The 19,310-nt window shown below is 33.1% G+C and carries 16 protein-coding genes; 6 read left to right on the top strand and 10 right to left on the bottom strand.

The genetic code is table 11. From position 1 onward, the window contains the following. The first annotated feature begins 107 nt into the window (after positions 1 to 107). From ASF10_RS00295 to dusB, 6 genes are all read left to right on the top strand, one after another. Positions 108 to 3,788: a 1-acyl-sn-glycerol-3-phosphate acyltransferase gene (locus ASF10_RS00295; protein ID WP_056243779.1), complete on the top strand. Its 3,681-nt coding sequence runs from the start codon at positions 108 to 110 to the stop codon at positions 3,786 to 3,788. Position 3,789: 1 nt separating this feature from the next. Further along, positions 3,790 to 5,310: a phytoene desaturase family protein gene (locus ASF10_RS00290; RefSeq protein ID WP_056243777.1), complete on the top strand. Its 1,521-nt coding sequence runs from the start codon at positions 3,790 to 3,792 to the stop codon at positions 5,308 to 5,310. A 98-nt stretch (positions 5,311 to 5,408) separates the two neighbouring features. After that, positions 5,409 to 5,963 carry a protein adenylyltransferase Fic gene (gene fic, locus ASF10_RS00285; protein ID WP_056243774.1) on the top strand — a complete coding sequence of 185 codons (555 nt, stop codon included), beginning with the start codon at positions 5,409 to 5,411 and terminating at the stop codon, positions 5,961 to 5,963. A 27-nt stretch (positions 5,964 to 5,990) separates the two neighbouring features. Further along, entirely contained in the window at positions 5,991 to 7,661 is a 1,671-nt protein-coding gene (locus tag ASF10_RS00280; protein ID WP_056243771.1) for a C45 family autoproteolytic acyltransferase/hydolase, read from the top strand. Continuing rightward, entirely contained in the window at positions 7,658 to 8,956 is a 1,299-nt protein-coding gene (locus tag ASF10_RS00275; RefSeq protein WP_056243768.1) for a phenylacetate--CoA ligase family protein, read from the top strand. The genes ASF10_RS00280 and ASF10_RS00275 overlap by 4 nt, the downstream gene beginning before the upstream one ends. Positions 8,957 to 9,142: 186 nt before the next feature. Continuing rightward, entirely contained in the window at positions 9,143 to 10,135 is a 993-nt protein-coding gene (dusB, locus tag ASF10_RS00270) for a tRNA dihydrouridine synthase DusB (RefSeq protein WP_056243765.1), read from the top strand. A gap of 92 nt (positions 10,136 to 10,227) precedes the next feature. Here the strand turns inward: dusB and ASF10_RS00265 are convergent, their stop codons facing one another. The 10 genes from ASF10_RS00265 to dut all read right to left on the bottom strand — a co-directional run bounded on the left by ASF10_RS00265 (position 10,228) and on the right by dut (position 19,280). After that, positions 10,228 to 10,503, bottom strand: coding sequence for a Txe/YoeB family addiction module toxin (locus tag ASF10_RS00265; protein WP_056243762.1), 276 nt, complete (start codon positions 10,501 to 10,503; stop codon positions 10,228 to 10,230). Between the two features lie 5 nt (positions 10,504 to 10,508). Then, positions 10,509 to 10,766 carry a type II toxin-antitoxin system Phd/YefM family antitoxin gene (locus ASF10_RS00260; RefSeq protein WP_055097781.1) on the bottom strand — a complete coding sequence of 86 codons (258 nt, stop codon included), beginning with the start codon at positions 10,764 to 10,766 and terminating at the stop codon, positions 10,509 to 10,511. 93 nt (positions 10,767 to 10,859) lie between these two features. Then, positions 10,860 to 12,287: an MATE family efflux transporter gene (locus ASF10_RS00255; RefSeq protein WP_056243759.1), complete on the bottom strand. Its 1,428-nt coding sequence runs from the start codon at positions 12,285 to 12,287 to the stop codon at positions 10,860 to 10,862. A gap of 173 nt (positions 12,288 to 12,460) precedes the next feature. Further along, positions 12,461 to 13,660 carry an ABC transporter permease gene (locus tag ASF10_RS00250; RefSeq protein WP_056243755.1) on the bottom strand — a complete coding sequence of 400 codons (1,200 nt, stop codon included), beginning with the start codon at positions 13,658 to 13,660 and terminating at the stop codon, positions 12,461 to 12,463. 1 nt (position 13,661) lies between these two features. After that, positions 13,662 to 14,054, bottom strand: a complete 393-nt coding sequence (rbfA, locus tag ASF10_RS00245) for a 30S ribosome-binding factor RbfA (RefSeq protein WP_055097718.1) — start codon at positions 14,052 to 14,054, stop codon at positions 13,662 to 13,664. A 96-nt stretch (positions 14,055 to 14,150) separates the two neighbouring features. After that, positions 14,151 to 15,431: a murein hydrolase activator EnvC family protein gene (locus ASF10_RS00240; RefSeq protein WP_056243752.1), complete on the bottom strand. Its 1,281-nt coding sequence runs from the start codon at positions 15,429 to 15,431 to the stop codon at positions 14,151 to 14,153. 23 nt (positions 15,432 to 15,454) lie between these two features. Then, positions 15,455 to 16,234 carry a DUF4292 domain-containing protein gene (locus tag ASF10_RS00235; protein ID WP_056243749.1) on the bottom strand — a complete coding sequence of 260 codons (780 nt, stop codon included), beginning with the start codon at positions 16,232 to 16,234 and terminating at the stop codon, positions 15,455 to 15,457. A gap of 6 nt (positions 16,235 to 16,240) precedes the next feature. Continuing rightward, positions 16,241 to 17,593 (bottom strand): tetratricopeptide repeat protein, encoded by a 1,353-nt coding sequence (locus tag ASF10_RS00230; RefSeq protein ID WP_056243746.1) that lies wholly within the window; start codon positions 17,591 to 17,593, stop codon positions 16,241 to 16,243. A gap of 48 nt (positions 17,594 to 17,641) precedes the next feature. Then, a complete protein-coding gene (locus ASF10_RS00225) occupies positions 17,642 to 18,658 on the bottom strand; it encodes a sugar phosphate nucleotidyltransferase (RefSeq protein ID WP_056243744.1) in 1,017 nt (338 codons plus the stop codon). A 187-nt stretch (positions 18,659 to 18,845) separates the two neighbouring features. Further along, positions 18,846 to 19,280, bottom strand: coding sequence for a dUTP diphosphatase (dut, locus tag ASF10_RS00220; protein ID WP_056243741.1), 435 nt, complete (start codon positions 19,278 to 19,280; stop codon positions 18,846 to 18,848). Positions 19,281 to 19,310 lie beyond the last annotated feature (30 nt).

Here is a 19,310-nt window from a genome sequence, read left to right as displayed (position 1 = left end):
AGCGAAGTCGAAGCCCACGTCCAATTGGAGCGCCCTTCGACTTCGCTCAGCCTGACAAACTAAAGCTAATCTTTTAATCTGTGGCAAAAAAACTTTAATAAATAATTATGCATCACTATTTCTACGCCATTCACTTATTTGTAAACCGACAAAAAACTTTATCGGTTGTTTTGGCCGTTTTGATGCTTTTTACTTTTGGCTTTTTTGCTTCTCAAATTAAGTTTGAAGAAGATATTACCAAACTGATTCCAACAAACGATAAATCTGATGTTACGGCAAAAGTCCTGAAGCAACTTAATTTTGCTGATAAAATCACCGTTATTTTCAAACTTGATAAAAATGGTTCTGAAGAAGATTTAAAAGAAATGGCAACTATTTTTTCTGATAGCGTTTCTAAATCCTGCAAACCTTACATAACCGGAATTCAGGGAAAAATCGACGAAGAAAACATTCAGGAAACAATAGATTTTGTCTACAACAATTTACCTCTTTTTCTGGAGAATAAAGATTATGCTGCGATTCAAAACAAACTTCAAAAAGACAGTATTGCCGCAACCGTACAGGGAAATTACAAATCGATTATTTCTCCATCCGGATTTGTAACCAAAGATTTTATTCTGCAAGATCCGCTTGGGATTTCATTTATCGCTTTAAAAAAATTACAGCAATTAAATATTGGTGACGATTTTACGCTCAACAATGGTTTTGTAATGACAAAGGACAAAAAGAAATTGTTGCTTTTTATAACGTCAAATCTACCTTCGAGCGAAACGGAAAAGAACACGATTTTTGTGAATAAACTAAAATCGATTCAGGATAATCTAAATCAGAAATTCAAAGGCAAAACTTCGATTAGTTATTTTGGTTCGGCTTTGATTGCCGTTGCAAATGCAGATCAAATCAAAAGCGATATTATTTTAACGACAACAATCGCGATGATTACGCTAATGTTGATCTTGATTTTGTTTTATAGAAAAGTATTGATTCCGCTAATTATTTTTCTTCCTACGGTTTTTGGTGCTTTGTTCGCCGTTGCTTTTTTATATTTTGTAAAAGAACAAATTTCTGCCATTTCTCTCGGAATTGGATCGATCTTATTAGGAATCACAATCGATTATTCGATACATATTCTCACGCATTACAAACATAACAGCGATGTAAAAACTTTGTACAAAGACATTACAATGCCCGTAATTATGAGCAGTTCAACAACTGCTGTTGCTTTTTTATGTTTACTTTTTGTAAAATCTGATGCTTTAAATGACTTAGGAATTTTCGCTGCTGTAATTGTTATGGCAACCGGAATCTTCTCGCTTTTGATCGTTCCGCATTTGTATAAACCGAAAGAAAATAATTTTGAACACAAGAAAAATGTGATCGATAAACTGGCACATTTCTCGTTTCATAACAATAAATACCTGATTGGTTTTTGCGTTTTAATTACAATCATTTGTTGTTTTACATATAATAATGTGGGCTTCAATAATGATTTATCACAATTGAATTTTGTTCCAAAAGAAATTAAAGCAGCCGAAAAAGATCTGGAAGAAAGCACAAGTTTAACATCAAAAACTATTTATTTGGCTTCGTACGGAAAAAGTATGGAAGAAGTTTTACGAAACAACAGCCAACTTTTTGCCGCTTTATCAAAAGAAAAACAAACGAATAAAATATTGAATTTCAGTTCGGTTGGCGGAATTATGCTTTCGCAAAAGGAACAACAACAAAAAATAGACAAATGGAATTCGTTTTGGGATGTCAATAAAAAGGAAATTCTACAATCTGAATTAATTGCCGAAGGTTCAAAACTAGGTTTCAAACCCACGACATATTCGAATTTTTATGATCATTTAGATTATAATTTCAAACCTGTTCCGGCACAAGAATATCTAAAAGTTCAGGCTTTGCAACTAAAGGAATTTGTAACCGAAAAGAATGGATTTTTCACGATTTCAACTTTAGTAAAAGTTACTCCTGAGCAAAGAGATGCTTTTGTAAAAACGGCTTTTGCCAAAAATAATCTGATTGCGATTGATCGTCAGCAAATGAATGAAACATTCTTTAGCACTTTAAAAACCGATTTTAATTCGCTGGTTAATTATTCATTTGTCGCTGTAATTTTGATTTTGTTTTTCTTTTTCCGCAGAGTGGAATTGGTGATTGTAAGTTGTATCCCAATTGCTTTAACCGGAATTGTAACGGCAGGAATTATGGGCATCTTTGGTATTCAAATGAACATTTTCAGTATGATTGTTTGTACCTTGATTTTTGGTCACGGTGTCGATTTTAGTATTTTCATGACAAGCGCACTTCAAAAAGAATATACGAACGGAAAAAACGAAATCGCGATTTACAGAACGTCAATAATTCTGGCAGTTATCACAACCATTTTAGGAATTGGCGCCATGATTTTTGCACATCATCCGGCGTTGCGTTCAATCTCATCTGTTTCCTTGATTGGGGTTTTTGCTGCGTTGATTATTACGTTTATTTTCTACCCGATTCTCTTTAAATTATTTATATCCAATCGAGCAAAAAAAGGAAATGCTCCTTTTGAATTACGAAGCTTTATACACGGTATTATTTCGTTTACCTATTACGGACTTGGCGGTATTTTGATGTCACTTTTCAGCATCACGATTATGCCGATTATTCCGATAAACGAAAAAAAGAAAATGAAAGGCTTTCGATATTTCATTTCAAGATTCATGAATTCGGTTTTGTATTCAAATCCGTTTTTGCATAAAAAAGTGATTAATAAGTTTAATGAAACCTTTGAAAAACCAGCTATAATTATTGCCAACCATTCTTCATTTATCGATATTCTGGCGATGGGAATGTTGAGTCCTAAAATTATTTTTCTGGTAAACGACTGGGTTTACAATTCTCCTATTTTTGGCGGAACGGTTAGAAAAGCAGGATTTTATCCGGTTTCAGAAGGTATTGAAGGCGGCGTTGAACATTTGCGCCAGAAAGTAAACGAAGGTTATTCGCTGATGATTTTTCCCGAAGGAACACGTTCTATAAGCAATCAGATAAATCGTTTTCATAAAGGTGCTTTTTATCTTGCCGAAGAATTTAATCTGGACATTGTTCCTGTTTTAATTCACGGCGCATCAGAAGCAATCCCTAAAGGCGATTTTGTCATTCATCACAGTCATGTTACGTTATCAATTTTAGAAAGAATTACGCCTGATAATCTTTCTTTTGGGAAAAATTATGCCGAGAGAACAAAATTATTAAGTGCTTATTTTAAAGAGCAATTTCATAAGGTACGTCAGGAATTAGAAGGTCCGGATTATTTCAAAAAAATGGTAATTCATAGTTACGATTATAAAGAAATTGAGATCATAAATAGTGTAAAAAACGATTTAAAAAATAATCTGGAAACGTATTATCATCTTAACAAGCATTTTTCGGCGAAAGCTAAAATATTGCACTTGGCCAATGATTACGGACAATTAGACGTTTTATTGACTTTGCAGGAACCGCAACGAAAAGTAGTTTCTTTTATTTCTGATGAAGAAAAATTATTAGTTGCCAAAACCAATTATTTCCTTGTTAAGAGAAAAATTTCTTATCTCGATCATCTGGAACTGGCTTTAGAAAATCAATATGATGCTGTTTTAATTTCTGATGAAAATTATGCAACCAATCTGGAGAAAGTTATTTCTACTACATCTTGCGTTATTTTAATCAATAGTTCAGGTTTAAAAAACACTTTAATTAACTTTGGTTTTCAAATAGTTTTAGATGAAAATTCTATAATCGTATTAAAGAAAAATTAGCATGAAAGAGCAATACGATGTAGTAATTACAGGCAGCGGTTTAGGCGGATTGGTCTCGGCTATTATTTTAGCTAAAGAAGGCTATAGCGTTTGTGTGCTCGAAAAAAACAATCAATACGGCGGAAATCTGCAAACTTTTGTACGCGATAAAACCATTTTTGATACTGGAATTCATTATATAGGTGGTTTAGGGGAAGATCAAAATCTATATAAATATTTTAAATATTTGGGAATCATGGATCATCTTAATTTGAAAAAATTAGATGAAAATGGTTTTGATGTTATCTCTTTTGAAGATGATAAAAATGAATATCCTCATGCGCAGGGTTATGATAATTTTGCCAATCAGCTTGTTCATTTTTTTCCTGATGAAAAAGCAAACATCGAGGAATATTGCAAAAAAATAAAAGCAATTTGCGAATGTTTTCCTCTTTATAATTTAGAATGGGAAGGAAAATATGACAACGAAATTCTGGCGCTGAATGCTAAAGAAACAATTGCAGAATGTACACAAAATGAAAAGCTAAAAGCTGTTTTGGCAGGTTCTAATTTTTTGTATGCCGGCATTCCGGACAAATCGCCATTTTACGTTCATGCCCTTTCTGTCAACTCTTATATTCAAAGCTCCTGGCGTTGTATTAATGGCGGAAGTCAGATTACGAAACAACTTTTAAAACAACTTAAAAAATACGGCGGCGAATTTTATAAATATAAGGAAGTTACCCGATTTAATGTCGAAAACAAGAAAGTAACTTCGGTTGATATGAAAGACGGAACTCAGGTTTCTGGTTCTTATTTCATTTCGAATATTGAACCAAAAACCACACTAAAACTGGCTGGCGAAGAAAACTTTAGAAAATCATTTTACAGCAGGGTTCAAAGTCTCGAAGGTGTTATCTCGGCTTTTAGTTTATACATTGTATTTAAACCGGAAACGTTCAAATATATCAACCACAATCATTATCATTTCAAGAAAAGCAGTGAAGTCTGGACGGCGCATGATTACGATGAAGATTCCTGGCCAAAAGCTTTTATGGCTTCTATGAATGCCTCGAAAAAACAAGAAGAATGGGCCGAAGGAATGACTTTTATCACTTACATGAAATATGATGATGTCGCGCCCTGGATTGAAACTTTTAATACAACGGTTGATGAAAATGATCGCGGGGAAAGTTACGAAGAATTTAAATCCCGAAAAGCGGCTAAGTTTTTAATCGAAATTGAATTGAAATTTCCGGGTATTACCAAATGTATTAAATCAGTGCATACTTCTACCCCACTTTCGTATCGCGATTATATTGGCGGCGATAATGGCAATATGTACGGTTATGTTAAAGATTCGAATAATCCGATGAAAACCCTGATTCCGTCAAAAACTAAGCTGGATAATTTATATCTTACAGGCCAAAGTATCAACATGCACGGAGTCTTAGGCGTAACGATTGGCGCGGTTGTAACTTGCTCAGAAATTCTGGGAAAAGAATATTTAGTAACTAAAATAAATCAAGTATCTGATATATAATTCATCAGAACATGACTCAGAAACGAAAACATTAAACTCAGGATTTTAGGAATTAAATTGTAATTTTGGTTTCGACTTAAATTTGGTACAAAATCTCTATGAAAAATATTGACAAGAACAGTTTAGAAAACGCATATCGATTATTTGAATCGAATGATATAGACAAAATAGAAATCGGCACAACCAAAGGTCTTAAGGCAATTCACCATTATCTATTTCATGATTTATACGATTTTGCCGGAGAAATAAGAAAACTCAATATTTCAAAAGGTGGTTTTAGATTTGCAAATGCATTATATCTTAATGAAATTCTAGTAAAGATTGAGCAAATGCCAGAAAACAGTTTTGAAGAAATTATTGCTAAATATGTTGAGATGAATATTGCTCATCCTTTTATGGAAGGTAATGGCAGATCGATGAGAATATGGCTGGATATGATTCTAAAAAGCCGACTCAATAAAGTTGTCAATTGGCAATTCGCTGACAAAACTCTTTATTTGCAGTCAATGGAAAGAAGTCCTATTAACGATTTGGAATTAAGAACTTTATTAAAGGAAAATCTAACTGACGAAGTTAACAATAGAGAAGTTATTTTTAAAGGAATTGAACAGTCTTATTACTATGAAGGTTATGAGAAAGATAACAATGAATAAATCTATTATTCCAGGATAGATGTAGATATGAAAAGCCGAATTAATTTATTTTTTTTCGTTGGTTTTTTATTGGTGTTAGCCTCTTGCGGAACATCAAAATCTATGCATCATCTTCCTGAAACCGCCAATTATAATGCGACAAAACCAGTTGTTATAAAACAATCTGACAGCGCTTTTGTTTCTGGAAAAAACTCTTTTTTTAAAAATAAACAAGGTCTTTGGGAATTATACGTTGAAGGCGATCCGCTCGAAATTGGTCTTAATACGGGAGCTTTATCTGATTCGCTTTTAAAAAATCAGGAACATATATTCTTCTCTAAAATAAAAGATATTGTTCCGTCGAAATTTGAACAAAAAATGCTTCGGCACTTTCTAAAATGGTACAACAGGAAATTATATCTCAATGTTCCTGAAGAATATCAAACCGAAATTTTTGGGGTTTCGCAATATACATCGCATGATTTTGATAACATCGCGCCGCAATTTCAGCGTAGTTTGTATTTGCATGCCGCGCACGATATTGGTCATGCTTTGCAGGATTTGGCTTTGGTGGGTTGCTCCTCTTTTGCTGCCTGGGGAGAAAAATCTGAGGATGGAAATTTAATCCTTGGGCGTAATTTTGATTTTTATGTAAGTGACGCTTTCGCGGAAAATAAAATCGTGGCGTTTATAAACCCGAAAGAAGGCTATCAGTTTATGATGGTGACATGGCCCGGAATGGTTGGCGCGGTTTCCGGAATGAATAAACAAGGTTTAACCGTTACGATTAATGCCTCGAAATCTAAAATTCCGTTGATTGCAAAAACTCCAATTTCTATTTTGACACGTGAAATTTTACAACACGCACAAAATATTGAGGAAGCAATTGCGATCGCAAAAAAAACAGAAGTTTTTGTTTCTGAATCAATTATGGTTGGAAGTGCTAATGATAATAAAGCAGTTTTAATTGAAGTTTCACCTAAAAAAATGGATGTTTACGAAGTGCCAAATACTAATCAATTAATTTGTTCGAATCATTTTCAGGGAGAAGATTTGAAGAATGAAAAGAGAAATCAATTGCAAATTGCCAACAGCCATTCTGAATATCGATTTGAAAGAATGCAGGAACTTTTTGCAGAAAACCCGAAAATAAATCCAAAAATTGCTTCTGAAATTTTGAGAAATAAAGACGGTTTGCAAAATATCGCTTTAGGTTATGGCAACGAAAAAGCATTGAATCAATTGATGGCGCATCATGGAGTTATCTTTAAACCAAAAGAAAAACTGGTTTGGGTTTCGGCAAATCCGTATCAGTTAGGAGAATTTGTTTGTTATAATCTGGATTCTGTTTTTAAGGAAAGGAAAATGAACCCTATTGTTACTTCTTTTCAACAGAAAAATTTAGACATTGCCAGAGATTCTTTTCTGGAAACTATTGCATATAAAAACTATCAGAAATTTAGAATTGAGGATGATAAAATAGATCTATATCTCAAAAATAAAGAAACGATTAGTCCGGAATTTATGGCGAATTATCAATCCTTAAACCCTGATTATTGGGTTGTGTATTACAAAGCAGGGTTGTACTTTTATCAAAAAAAAGAATACCGGCTTTCTCAGGCTAATTTTGAAAAAGCTTTAACCAAAGAAATTACTACAGTTCCTGATAAAACAACAATTGAAAAATATTTAAAAAAAATCAAAAGAAAATTACAATGATTCCATTAATAGAAAAAGATTCTTTAGAAGAAATTAAAAATTTTCAAGAGCAAAAATTAGCAGAACTTTTAGAATATATCAGTGAGAATTCTCCTTTTTACAAACGCCTTTTTGCAGGACAAAACATTGATATTTCGAAGGTTAAAACTCTCGAAGATTTACAATATTTGCCTGTAACGACAAAAGAAGATTTACAAGAATACAATGATGATTTTTTGTGTGTTCCGCAACATAAAATTATTGATTATGCATCGACTTCAGGAACTTTAGGAGATCCTGTAACTTTTGGTTTAACCGATTCTGACTTAGACCGATTGGCGTATAATGAAGCGATTTCGTTTGCCTGCGCCGGAATTGCCGAAGGTGATGTGGTGCAATTAATGACTACAATTGACAGAAAATTTATGGCTGGTTTGGCTTATTTTCTGGGTTTGCGAAAATTAAAAGTGGGTGTAATTCGTGTTGGCGCCGGAATTCCGGAATTGCAATGGGATTCTATTTTAAAATACAAACCTTCGTATTTAATTACTGTTCCTTCGTTTTTATTAAAGTTAATTGAATATGCCGAAGCACACGGAATCGATTATAATAATTCGAGTATAAAAGGTGCGATTTGCATTGGGGAATCTTTACGAAATCAGGATTTTTCTATGAATATCTTATCGAATAAAATCACTGAAAAGTGGAATATTAAGTTGTTTTCGACTTATGCTTCTACAGAAATGAGCACTGCTTTTACCGAATGTGAACACGGAAATGGTGGTCATCATCATCCGGAATTGATTATTGTTGAAGTTCTCGACGAAAATAATATTCCTGTAAAAGAGGGAGAAATTGGTGAACTGACTTTTACCACTTTAGGAATTGAAGCGATGCCGTTATTACGTTTTAAAACCGGAGATATTGTTCAGTTACACCATAGTCCTTGCGCTTGCGGTCGAAATACGTTGCGCGTTGGTCCAGTTGTGGGACGTAAAAAACAAATGATTAAATACAAAGGAACAACACTTTATCCGCCAGCGATGAATGATGTTTTGAGTGGTTTTGATAACATCGAAAATCATATTATCGAGATCTCAACCAACGATTTAGGAACGGATGAAATCCTGATAAAAATTGCCGTAAAAAATCAATCTTCTGAATTTTTACAAGAAATAAAAGATCACTTTAGAGCCAAATTAAGGGTTACACCAAAGATCGAATTCGCCTCGAAAGAAACTTTGAATCCTTTAGTTTTTAACCCAATGAGCCGAAAACCTATTCGGTTTTTTGATTATAGAAAAACAACCTTATAAGATTTTTTTTTCACCATGTAAGTTATATAAGTTCATATTAAAGTTTGTGGTAATCACGATTTTATTAAATGAACTTATATAACTTACATGGTTCAAAAGCCTTTGAACCTTTGTTACTCTGAACCTTTGAACCTCAATTTGGTACAAATTAAACTAAATGTTGTAATTTTGCACAAAATATTGAAGATGGTCAAGATTGGCAACATAGAATTACCCGAATTTCCTTTATTACTCGCACCGATGGAAGATGTAAGTGATCCGCCGTTTCGCAGATTATGCAAAACGCACGGCGCTGACATGATGTATTCTGAATTTATTTCGTCTGAAGGATTGATTCGTGATGCGATCAAAAGTAGAATGAAGTTGGATATTTTTGATTATGAACGTCCGGTTGGAATTCAGATTTTTGGTGGTGATGAAGAAGCAATGGCGCTTTCGTCTAAAATTGTTTCTACGGTAAAACCTGATTTAGTGGATATTAATTTTGGATGTCCTGTAAAAAAAGTGGTTTGTAAAGGTGCCGGAGCCGGAGTTTTGAAAGATGTAGATTTGATGGTTCGTTTGACAAAAGCAGTTATCAGAAGTACGGATTTGCCAGTAACGGTAAAAACGCGTTTGGGCTGGGATGAAAATTCGATCAATATTGATGAAGTTGCTGAAAGACTTCAGGATATTGGTGTTCAGGCTTTAACGATTCATGCCAGAACTCGTGCGCAAATGTATAAAGGTCATTCTGACTGGTCGCATATTGCACGCGTAAAAAACAACCCGAGAATTACAATGCCAATTTTTGGAAATGGCGATATCGACAATCCTGAAAAAGCATTAAAATATAAAAACGAATACGGTATTGACGGAATTATGATTGGTCGTGCTGCAATTGGTTATCCATGGATTTTTAACGAAATCAAGCATTATTTTAAAACGGGTGAACACTTAGCTGCTCCAACCGTTGCTGATCGCGTAGAAGCTGCCAGAAATCATCTTATGTGGTCGATGGAATGGAAAGGTGAACGTTTAGGAATCGTTGAAATGCGCCGTCATTATACCAATTATTTTAAAGGAATTCATTCGTTTAAAGAATACAAGCAAAAATTGGTTACTACTGATGAACCTGAAAATTTGTTTGCTATTATGAAAGAGATTGAGCAGGTTTATGCCGGATATGAATTTGTTTAGACTGTAATAAAATCTTTGTCAAAGTTTAAAACTTTGACAAAGATCCTGATATAAAAAAAGACCTTCAAATTTGAAGGTCTTTTTTGTTTTTATTAATCATCATAATGAAATCTACATTGTAAAATCACACATTTTTGATCAATTCCTTTAGTTCCTGAAACTTTATAAACTAAACGATGTTCACCGTTAATTCTTCGGGACCAAAAACTTTTTAAATCATGTCGTAAAGGTTCTGGTTTCCCGATTCCTTTAAATGGATTTTCTCTAATTGATTTTATTAATTCCTTTATTTTTATTGCAGTATCCGTGTCATTTTCAATCCAGAATTCAAACTCTTCCCAACCATTTTTAGTAAAACAAATATCCATAGAATCTAAAGTTCATCTAAATTATAAGTACTAAGTTTTCCATTTTCCATTTGTTCTATAGATTCTGAAAGTCTTTTTCTATTCGCTTTAGTTGATAGCAAATGCTGTGTTTCTAATATTGAATTATATTCTTTCATAGAAATTATTACAACTGCATCTTCCTCTGTATTTCTGGGAACGACAATAATCTCTGATGATTCAGATACTTCATCAAAATAGTTTTTTATATTTTTTCTTAATGTAGATATTGTTATTGCTTTCATCTTTATAGCGTACTTTAATTTGTACGTTCAAAGGTACAAAAAAATATTCATAAAAAAGACCTTCAAAATTTGAAGGTCTTTTTTGTTTTTAAACTATACTTGAATACGTTTCCATTTTCCTCTTTTATAGAAAAATATTCCTGCCAATGTTATTGCGGTTTCTGCAACCGGAATTGCTATAAAAACTCCTGTTGGTCCCATATTAAAATGTTTTGCCAATACATAGGCTAACGGAATTTGGAACAACCAAAAACCAAAGAAATTAATTCCGGTTGGTGTCCAGGTATCTCCTGCTCCGTTGAAAGTATTGATCAAAACCATTCCGATTCCGTAAAAGATAAATCCGATACTCATGATCTGCAAAGCTTCAACTGCGATTGTTTTTACCATTTCGTCATTCGTAAAAAACGAAATAATATATTTTCCAAAACATAATGTGATTACCATAATCGTTGCCATAAAGATAACATTGTATCTGGCTGTTGTATAAACTGATTTTTCGGCACGATCGATTTGTTTTGCACCTAAGTTTTGTCCCACTAAAGTAGCTGCTGCATTACTTAATCCCCAAGCCGGAAGAATAAAAAACATCATAATTCGAAGTGCTGTCTGATATCCCGCAGATCCATGATCTCCGCCTGTTGTTGCTACTAATTGTGCCAGAAAAATCCAGCTGCAAGAAGCAATAACGAATTGTAAAACTCCTGGAGCAGCAATTTTGACTAATGCCTTTATCTGCTGAAAATCCGGTATGAAATACGAAAGTTTAATTTTTAAAGCTCCATTGCCAAAAAACAAATGAAATACCTGATATAGTACACCAATGGTTCTGCCTAAAGTTGTAGCGATTGCTGCTCCGGTTAATCCAAAAGCTGGAACCGGACCAAAACCGTTAATTAATATGGGACATAAAATAATATTACAAATATTCGCCAGCCAAAGACTTTTCATGGCAATTGCTGCGTTTCCTGCTCCACGAAATATTCCGTTAATCAGAAATAATAGCATAATGCACAAACTTCCGCCAATCATAATTTGAGTAAAAATATAACCATGTTCTGCGGCTTCTAAAGATGCTCCCATCAAAATCAAGATTTCTTTGGCATAAATAACTCCCAGAATACTAATTATGGTGTTAACTACTAATGCAACTATAATTGCCTGCATTCCTGCTTTTGCTGCGGCAACAGGATCTTTTTCGCCAATGCGTCTTGCTACAACTGCTGTTGCGGCCATACTCATACCAATTGCTACTGAATATATAATAGTAAGTACAGATTCTGTCAAACCAACGGTTTGAATGGCAAAACTACTATGCTCTAAATGTCCAACGAAATATAAATCGACTAATGCAAAAACAGATTCCATCATCATTTCTAAAACCATTGGAATGGCTAAAAGAATAACTGCTTTTTTGATGCTGCCTTCGGTATAATCAAAAGATTCGTCGCCTTTGATTGCTTGTTGTAAAGTGGTGAAAATTTTAGAAAATAAACTTTTCTTTATTGTTGTTTCTGTCATGATATGTTAGGATAAATAATGATATTAGCTCAGATTCAAATGATCTGAACTGAAGAAAAATAAACGTAGGTATCCTAATTATTCGAAAAAATAAAATAGGATTAGGCAGAAACAATCATAAACTGTAGTTTTTTAAGGGGATAAATATAAGTAATATTTTTTAGTAAGAAATATTAATCCAATAACTTTTTACTTACACGGCTGCTGGCGATTAAAGATGCCACAAAACCAAGTGATACAATTGTACCCAAAACTATAAGTACGTTTTCGAGACTAAAAACTACGGGATATGCCAGGGTTGGCGTGATCATAATGAGTTCGTATTGTTGTTGTAACAATACTAGAATAATACCCAGAACGAGACCAATTATACCGCCAAAAACGCTGAGTAAAATTCCCTGAAGCAGGAATATTTTTCGCAAGCTATTGATTTCTGTTCCCAGATTAAAAAGAGTTTTTAAGTTTCCTTTCTTTTCTAAAATCATCATAATCAAAGCTCCAACTAAATTAAAAAGTGCTACAATAATTACTAAAGTAAAAATCAGGTAAACAACTATATTCTCTGTATTAAGCATTTTGTACAAAGACTCGTTAAGCTGCGCTCTGTTTTTTAATGTAATTTTATCGTGAAAAATAGTTTTTAGTTTATCACTAATAGCATTTTCGTTTGCATTATCTTTCAGGTTAAACTCGATTCCAGAGATTTGATTGGGTTTATACATCAGTAATTCCTGTGCCAAACCCAAGTCAGCAAATACATATTTTGAATCTAAATCTTCACTGATTGAATAAATTCCAACTGGCAGAACATCTGTTTTATTAAATGCTTCGTCAGGATTTTCGATTGCTCCTTTTCCTGGTTTTGGTGCAAATATTTGCAATGGATTTTCGAAATCAAGAATTCCCATCGAAAAATCCTGAGCAATTCCGTAACCAATAACTACCTGATAAGTGCCGGGCTTAAACCATTGACCGTTAAAAAGCTTTTTTTTGATATCGTTTACAACAGGATAATTTTTGTCTACTCCTTTTAGATAGGTTACTTGTTGTTTATCTTTAAATAAAAACAAAACGCGTTCCTCAATAATTTTCGTGTACGAAACAACGCCATCAATTTTTTTAATTTGATTTTCCTGATCCGGTGTAATCAAAAATGATTTTCCGTATGTACTGGTGATTTTTAAATCCGGATCTATCTCGTTTGTAAACGAAAGGCTAAAAATTTTTAGTCCGCTAAAAACAGATAAAACTACAAACAAAGCCATTGTACCAACAATGATTCCCATGCTGGCAATACGATTAATAATATTGATAGCATTGTTTTTACTTTTGCTAAAAATATAACGTTTGGCTATGTAAAGGGGGAAATTCAACTTATGATTTTCTTCTTTTTTCTAAAAGATCACGGTTTTCAATTGGGTTTTCTCTGTTTGATAATGCATTATCAATCTTTTCGATATAGTCTAAAGAGTCATCTATAAAGAATACAAGGTTTGGTACACGACGCAATTGCAAACGTACACGTTGCGATAAATCGTGTTTAATTAAAGTACTATTCGATTTTATACCTTCTAAAGTTTCTTTGGCTTTGTCCTGAGGAAAAATGCTTAAATATACGGTTGCCACAGATAAATCTGAAGTAACACTAACTTTGGATACCGAAATTACCAAATTACTAATTCCGTTTTTTCTCACTTCACCTTGCAAAATATCAACCAAATCTTTCTGGATGACACCGCCTATTTTTTTCTGTCTATTTGTTTCCATAGTGCAAAAATACTATTTTTAAATTTCAATCTTAACAATTTCACTTGAACAATTACAATTGTGACATAAAAAAGGGAGCTAATTAGCTCCCTTTTATTATCTGTTTTGCAACCATCCTTCCGGATTGTTGTTTGTTGTATTTTGAAGAATCAAAAACTTAATGATTGTTTTTCCTGTATCTCCACTTGTTCTTACTTTTCCAATACTCTGCTTGACTTTTACTTTGTCACCTTGTTCAACAGATACCTGACTTAAGTTTTGATATACTGTAAAGTAATCTCCATGCTGAATAAATACGGCTCTGTTTACCGGAGATAAGGCAATAACTTTTGATACTACTCCTTCAAATACGGCACGCGCAGTCGATCCTTGTTCTGTAGTAATCTCTACTCCTGAATTATGAACGGTAAGTGTAGGATAAAGTGGATGTGGCTGATCTCCATAACCAAGGGATATAAATCCTTTTTCTACCGGCCAAGGGAGTTTTCCTCTGTTTGCTTTAAAATCTGCCGCTAAAATTTTACCCTCCGGCGTTAACGTAATTCTGTCTGATGAATAACTTTTAGGTGCCGCCGCTTCTGCTTTTTCTGCTTCACTGGCTTTCCCTTCTGCAATTCTTTTACGTCTTTCTTCTTCGGCTCTTTGATTGGCTAATCTAATTTGTTCCCGAATAAGATCCTTGATTTTTGCATCAATTCTTCTTGATTCCTGTTGTTTAGATTTTGTATCGGCAATAATTTTATTTTTATCTTTTTTAAGAGAGTTAACAATTTTTTGCTGTTCTTTTTTCTCTTCTTCTAAACTTTGTTTCTCCTTTTCGTTTTCAGCAATGATTTTTTTCTTAACCTTTCTTTGTCCGTCCAGTTTTGCGTTGAAATCAACAAGTTGGGCTGATTTGGATTCAATTTCCAAACCTTGATTTTTTCTAAAATTGGTATATTGCTTTAAATATTGTGCTCTTTTGTAAGCTTGCAAAAAACTCTCAGAAGATAAAATAAACATGGCTCGACTTTGCTCAGATCTGCTTTTGTATGATTTTAAAATCATTTTTGAGTAATCTGCTTTTAAGATTGTCAATTCCTTTTTTAGTTTATTAACCTGTACCTGATTAATATACATGTCATTACTTAAAAGCTTTTCTTGTTTTGCCGTGGTATTAATCAGTTTCTCTTTTAATTTTATTTTATTAGCCTGAATTAAAAAAACATTTACTGCTGACTTTTCTTTTTTCTTTACAGACTGCAACATTTTTTCATTTTCTCTAATTTCCTGCTGAATCTGAGCTTTACGCTGTTCAAGTTTTTCTTGCTGCGAATCTTGCGCCCACATAAATGTAGTGGCACATATAAAAATTAGGCTTAGGAGAAATTTTGGCATGTTTATGTTTTCTTTTTGCAAATTTACTTAATTATAACTTTTTTATAACCACTTGGTACGCTATATGGGAAAGAAAGTTCTTCATTAAATGAAATATTATTATAATTCAGGTTAATATTGGTTTTTCCTTTTGGCTGAATTGCATTAATTTCGATACTTGTTGGAAGTGTTCCCTGATTAAAAACTTTACTATCAGAATATACGATTTCCAGTAATCTATTTTCTGAAGGTTGCGAAATCTCTTCTTTTTGCACTAAATATTTATCAGCATCCAAGAAGAAAGATTTCTTTATGTTTGCTTCTTTTTGATCTTCTAACTTAAAAAGGTTTTCTACAATTGTTTGGGTATATTTTCCTTTTCTTAAATCGTCAAGTGCTTCTCCTACTAACAAATTCTGAACTTTGCTGTAATCTAATTCAGTTCCTAACCATTTGCTTAAACTGGTAAAATCACCTTCGTAGTATGTACTGTTTATTTTTTCATAGTAACTTACTGCTGTTGGTGTTATCAAAGCTTTTGCCATTGTAATTCCTAAAAAACGAACGCTTACTAAAATTTGTTTGTCTTTCTCTATTTTAATTTCGGCAGTAACATTCTGGCTTTGTTTTTCGTCAACATATTTTGCACTTGCTTTTATATATAAGGTCGAAAAATCTAACTTATTATCATAGTGTTTGTCAATTGCTTTTTTGTCCTCTTTTGTGACAACTTCTTTCGTATCGTTATTTTGTACTGCAACAGCTTTTGATTTACAAGAAACCATAAAAACTGTCAGGAATACTATCGCTATATATTTTTTCATATGAGTTTACTTTTTTTTCTTTAATAATTCACTTGCCTTCAAAAAGTATTCCTCTTTTTTCTTAGCATCTCCCAAACCATTATATGCCTCTCCTAATTGAATATTAAAATTTGCTTCAAGCGTTTTATCGTCGACTACGTAATCCAGTCCCATTTCTAAAACGGTTTTTGCGTTTTTAAATTGTTTCAACTGATTGTTCCCCAATCCCGCATAATAATAAAACTGCGGCTGACTAGGATAAACTTCAATCATATTCATTGCTCTTTTTGTCATAGGTTCAAATTGTTTTGCTTGCGTATAAGCCTCAAGCAATAACAAATTGGTTTCACGATCTGTATCTGAATTTACTTTTAAATCTTTTTCATAATATTTAATCGCATTCTCAAACTGACCTTTGCTATGATAAAATTTACCTATTTCTTTTGTAACATCAACTTCTTTATCATTATCAAAATAAGCAATTGCTTTCTCTAATTCAGGAGCATATTGCGGATTTTTATTCACATAAATCAAAAATTCATTCAATGTACGATGTTTGATTTTTGAATCAATTTTAGAACTTGATAAAATTACATTCATTGCCTTAATCGCTTTATCTGCCTGGTTTGAGTCTATATAAACTTTAAACAAACTGACTTGCGCCCACTCTGATGTTGGAACTTCTTTGGCTAATTGTTTTGCAACTTCTAATGCTTTATCTGTTTCTTCAGATTTTGAATATAAAAAAATCAGATTTATATAATTAGATTCTTCTTTTGGATTCTTTTTAATCAGATCAATCAGGTTTGAAACTTCGGCATTTTGATATTTCCCCTGAGATAAAATCTGTAATTTGTATCGATCACGATCTTCTGATTTCCCAAATTTATCGTTCATTTCATTGATCGTTACAAGGGCTTTGTCAAACTGATTGGTGATCATGTATAACGAAATCAAATCATCTTTGTACTCTTCATCAAAAGCAATTATTTTCTGAATGGTCTCAATTGCCAAAGGATAGTTCTTGGTTTCGTAACTTACATCGTAAATTCCTAACCAATACCATTTGTTTTTTGGATCTAATTGAGTCGCTTTTTCAAACGAATCCTGTGCATTTCGATAATCTTTCAGGGAGAGATAATTTTTTCCTAATTCAAAATATGCAACAGCATCATTGGGTTTTAACCTTACACATTTTTCTAATGATGTGATGGCTTTATCATAATTTTCAATTCCTTTTTGTTTTAAAGATTCATAAAAAGCATCCTGATATTCATCCGTTGCCATAGCAATATCTTCGGGTTCTGTTTGAGCCATTACCGAAATTGGATTGCTAAGCAAAACGAAAAATAAAATCACTATAACTCCTTTTTGTATCATCTCTAAAATTTAATCTTTAAACAAAAACGAATCTGTTAAATTTATAATTTATTCTAAAACCGAATAATCACCAATGCTAATGCTGGTAAATTTACCATCATAAACAACATGATTTCCTATCATGGCATTGTCTAAGTTAGCATTTTTTATTTGAGAATAGGTTTGAACCAGACTATTTTTGATCGAACTATCTGTAACGTGACATCCTTTTCCTATTGAAACATTTGGTCCTACTGTTGCGTTTTTCAACACTACATTTTCGCCAATATAACAAGGAGGAATAATTGTTGAGTTCTCTAATTTTACATCATAATCAACTAAATGTTCTCCGTCATTATGTAAAAATCCAAGCATTCTTGAATTTGTTTCAACGGTAACATCTTTGTTTCCGCAATCCATCCATTCGTCAACGCTTCCTGTTTTAAAAACTTTGCCGTTTGCCATCATTGCCTTGATTCCGTCGTTGATTTGGTATTCTCCACCATTCTGGATATTATTATCCAAAACTCCCTGAAGTTCTTTTTTTAAATCACCAACTTCTTTAAAATAATAGATTCCGATAACGGCTAAATCGCTTACGAATTCTTTTGGTTTTTCTACCAATTCTATAATTTCATTATTTCCGTTAAGTTTTACTACGCCAAATGCTTCCGGCTGTTCTACTTGTTTCACCCAAATCACAGCATCAGCAGCAGGATCTAATTCAAAATCTGCTCTGATTAAAGTATCCGCGTAAGCGATAACTGCAGGACCTGATAATGATTCTTTGGCACACATAATTGCGTGGCCTGTTCCTAATGGTAAATCCTGGCGATATATTGAAGCTTTTGCGCCTAAACTTCCGGCCAATTCTTCTAAACTTGTAACAAGATCATCTCCAAAAAAAGCAGGATCTCCTAAAATAAAAGCAACTTCTTCTATAGGTTCTTTTAATATTTTAGCAATGTCTTCGACTAAACGATGTACAATAGATTTTCCTGCAACAGGAATTAATGGTTTAGGAACAGTTAAAGTATGTGGCCTAAGTCTTGATCCTCGACCAGCCATTGGAACGATTATTTTCATTTTATCTTTTTATTTTATTCGAAGATTTAAAAAATCTTCTGAGTTTGGTTCTTAATTTTTAACCTCAAAGGCTAATTTATTTTCTCTTGTACTGAAATTTTCACCGCAAAGCTCGCAAAGGATTATTCACAAAGTTCACTAAGTTTTTCATTTCATTTTTGAGTTCGCAAAGTGCGTAAACTGAAAACTACTTCACCCCTGTACTTCCAAATCCACCTTCGCCTCTTGATGTTTCAGAAAGTTCTGCAACTTCGATCCATTCGGCTCTTTCATGTTTGGCAATAATTAGTTGTGCAATTCGTTCTCCGTTTTCGATTACGAATTCTTCATTTGATAAATTTACTAAAATTACGCCTATTTCGCCTCTATAATCGGCATCAACCGTTCCCGGAGAATTTAAAACCGTTACTCCTCTTTTTGCTGCTAAACCACTTCTTGGTCGAACTTGTGCTTCGTAACCTATTGGTAATTCAATAAAAAGTCCCGTTTTTACAATAGTTCTTTCTAATGGTTTTAATGTTATAGATTCTGTTAGATTCGCGCGCAAATCCATTCCTGCCGAAGCAATTGTTTCGTAGTTTGGTAAAGCGTGTTGCGATTTATTGATAATTTGTATTTTCATTTTTATTTTAAAAGATTAAAAATCAAATCG

Origin of the sequence: Flavobacterium sp. Leaf82 (genome assembly GCF_001422725.1) — a bacterium.
Taxonomy (GTDB): domain Bacteria; phylum Bacteroidota; class Bacteroidia; order Flavobacteriales; family Flavobacteriaceae; genus Flavobacterium.
The sequence above is the reverse complement of the archived record's forward strand: the minus strand, read 5'-3'. Positions and strand labels throughout refer to the sequence as shown.

Coding starts and splice junctions, on each gene's coding strand:
- ASF10_RS00240 (WP_056243752.1), bottom strand. CDS start 15,431: ATGCCAAAATTTCTCCTAAGCCTAATTTTTATATGTGCCACTACATTT.
- ASF10_RS00230 (WP_056243746.1), bottom strand. CDS start 17,593: ATGATACAAAAAGGAGTTATAGTGATTTTATTTTTCGTTTTGCTTAGC.
- ASF10_RS00255 (WP_056243759.1), bottom strand. CDS start 12,287: ATGACAGAAACAACAATAAAGAAAAGTTTATTTTCTAAAATTTTCACC.
- dusB (WP_056243765.1), top strand. CDS start 9,143: ATGGTCAAGATTGGCAACATAGAATTACCCGAATTTCCTTTATTACTC.
- fic (WP_056243774.1), top strand. CDS start 5,409: ATGAAAAATATTGACAAGAACAGTTTAGAAAACGCATATCGATTATTT.
- rbfA (WP_055097718.1), bottom strand. CDS start 14,054: ATGGAAACAAATAGACAGAAAAAAATAGGCGGTGTCATCCAGAAAGAT.
- ASF10_RS00275 (WP_056243768.1), top strand. CDS start 7,658: ATGATTCCATTAATAGAAAAAGATTCTTTAGAAGAAATTAAAAATTTT.
- ASF10_RS00290 (WP_056243777.1), top strand. CDS start 3,790: ATGAAAGAGCAATACGATGTAGTAATTACAGGCAGCGGTTTAGGCGGA.
- dut (WP_056243741.1), bottom strand. CDS start 19,280: ATGAAAATACAAATTATCAATAAATCGCAACACGCTTTACCAAACTAC.
- ASF10_RS00265 (WP_056243762.1), bottom strand. CDS start 10,503: ATGGATATTTGTTTTACTAAAAATGGTTGGGAAGAGTTTGAATTCTGG.
- ASF10_RS00260 (WP_055097781.1), bottom strand. CDS start 10,766: ATGAAAGCAATAACAATATCTACATTAAGAAAAAATATAAAAAACTAT.
- ASF10_RS00295 (WP_056243779.1), top strand. CDS start 108: ATGCATCACTATTTCTACGCCATTCACTTATTTGTAAACCGACAAAAA.
- ASF10_RS00235 (WP_056243749.1), bottom strand. CDS start 16,234: ATGAAAAAATATATAGCGATAGTATTCCTGACAGTTTTTATGGTTTCT.
- ASF10_RS00225 (WP_056243744.1), bottom strand. CDS start 18,658: ATGAAAATAATCGTTCCAATGGCTGGTCGAGGATCAAGACTTAGGCCA.
- ASF10_RS00280 (WP_056243771.1), top strand. CDS start 5,991: ATGAAAAGCCGAATTAATTTATTTTTTTTCGTTGGTTTTTTATTGGTG.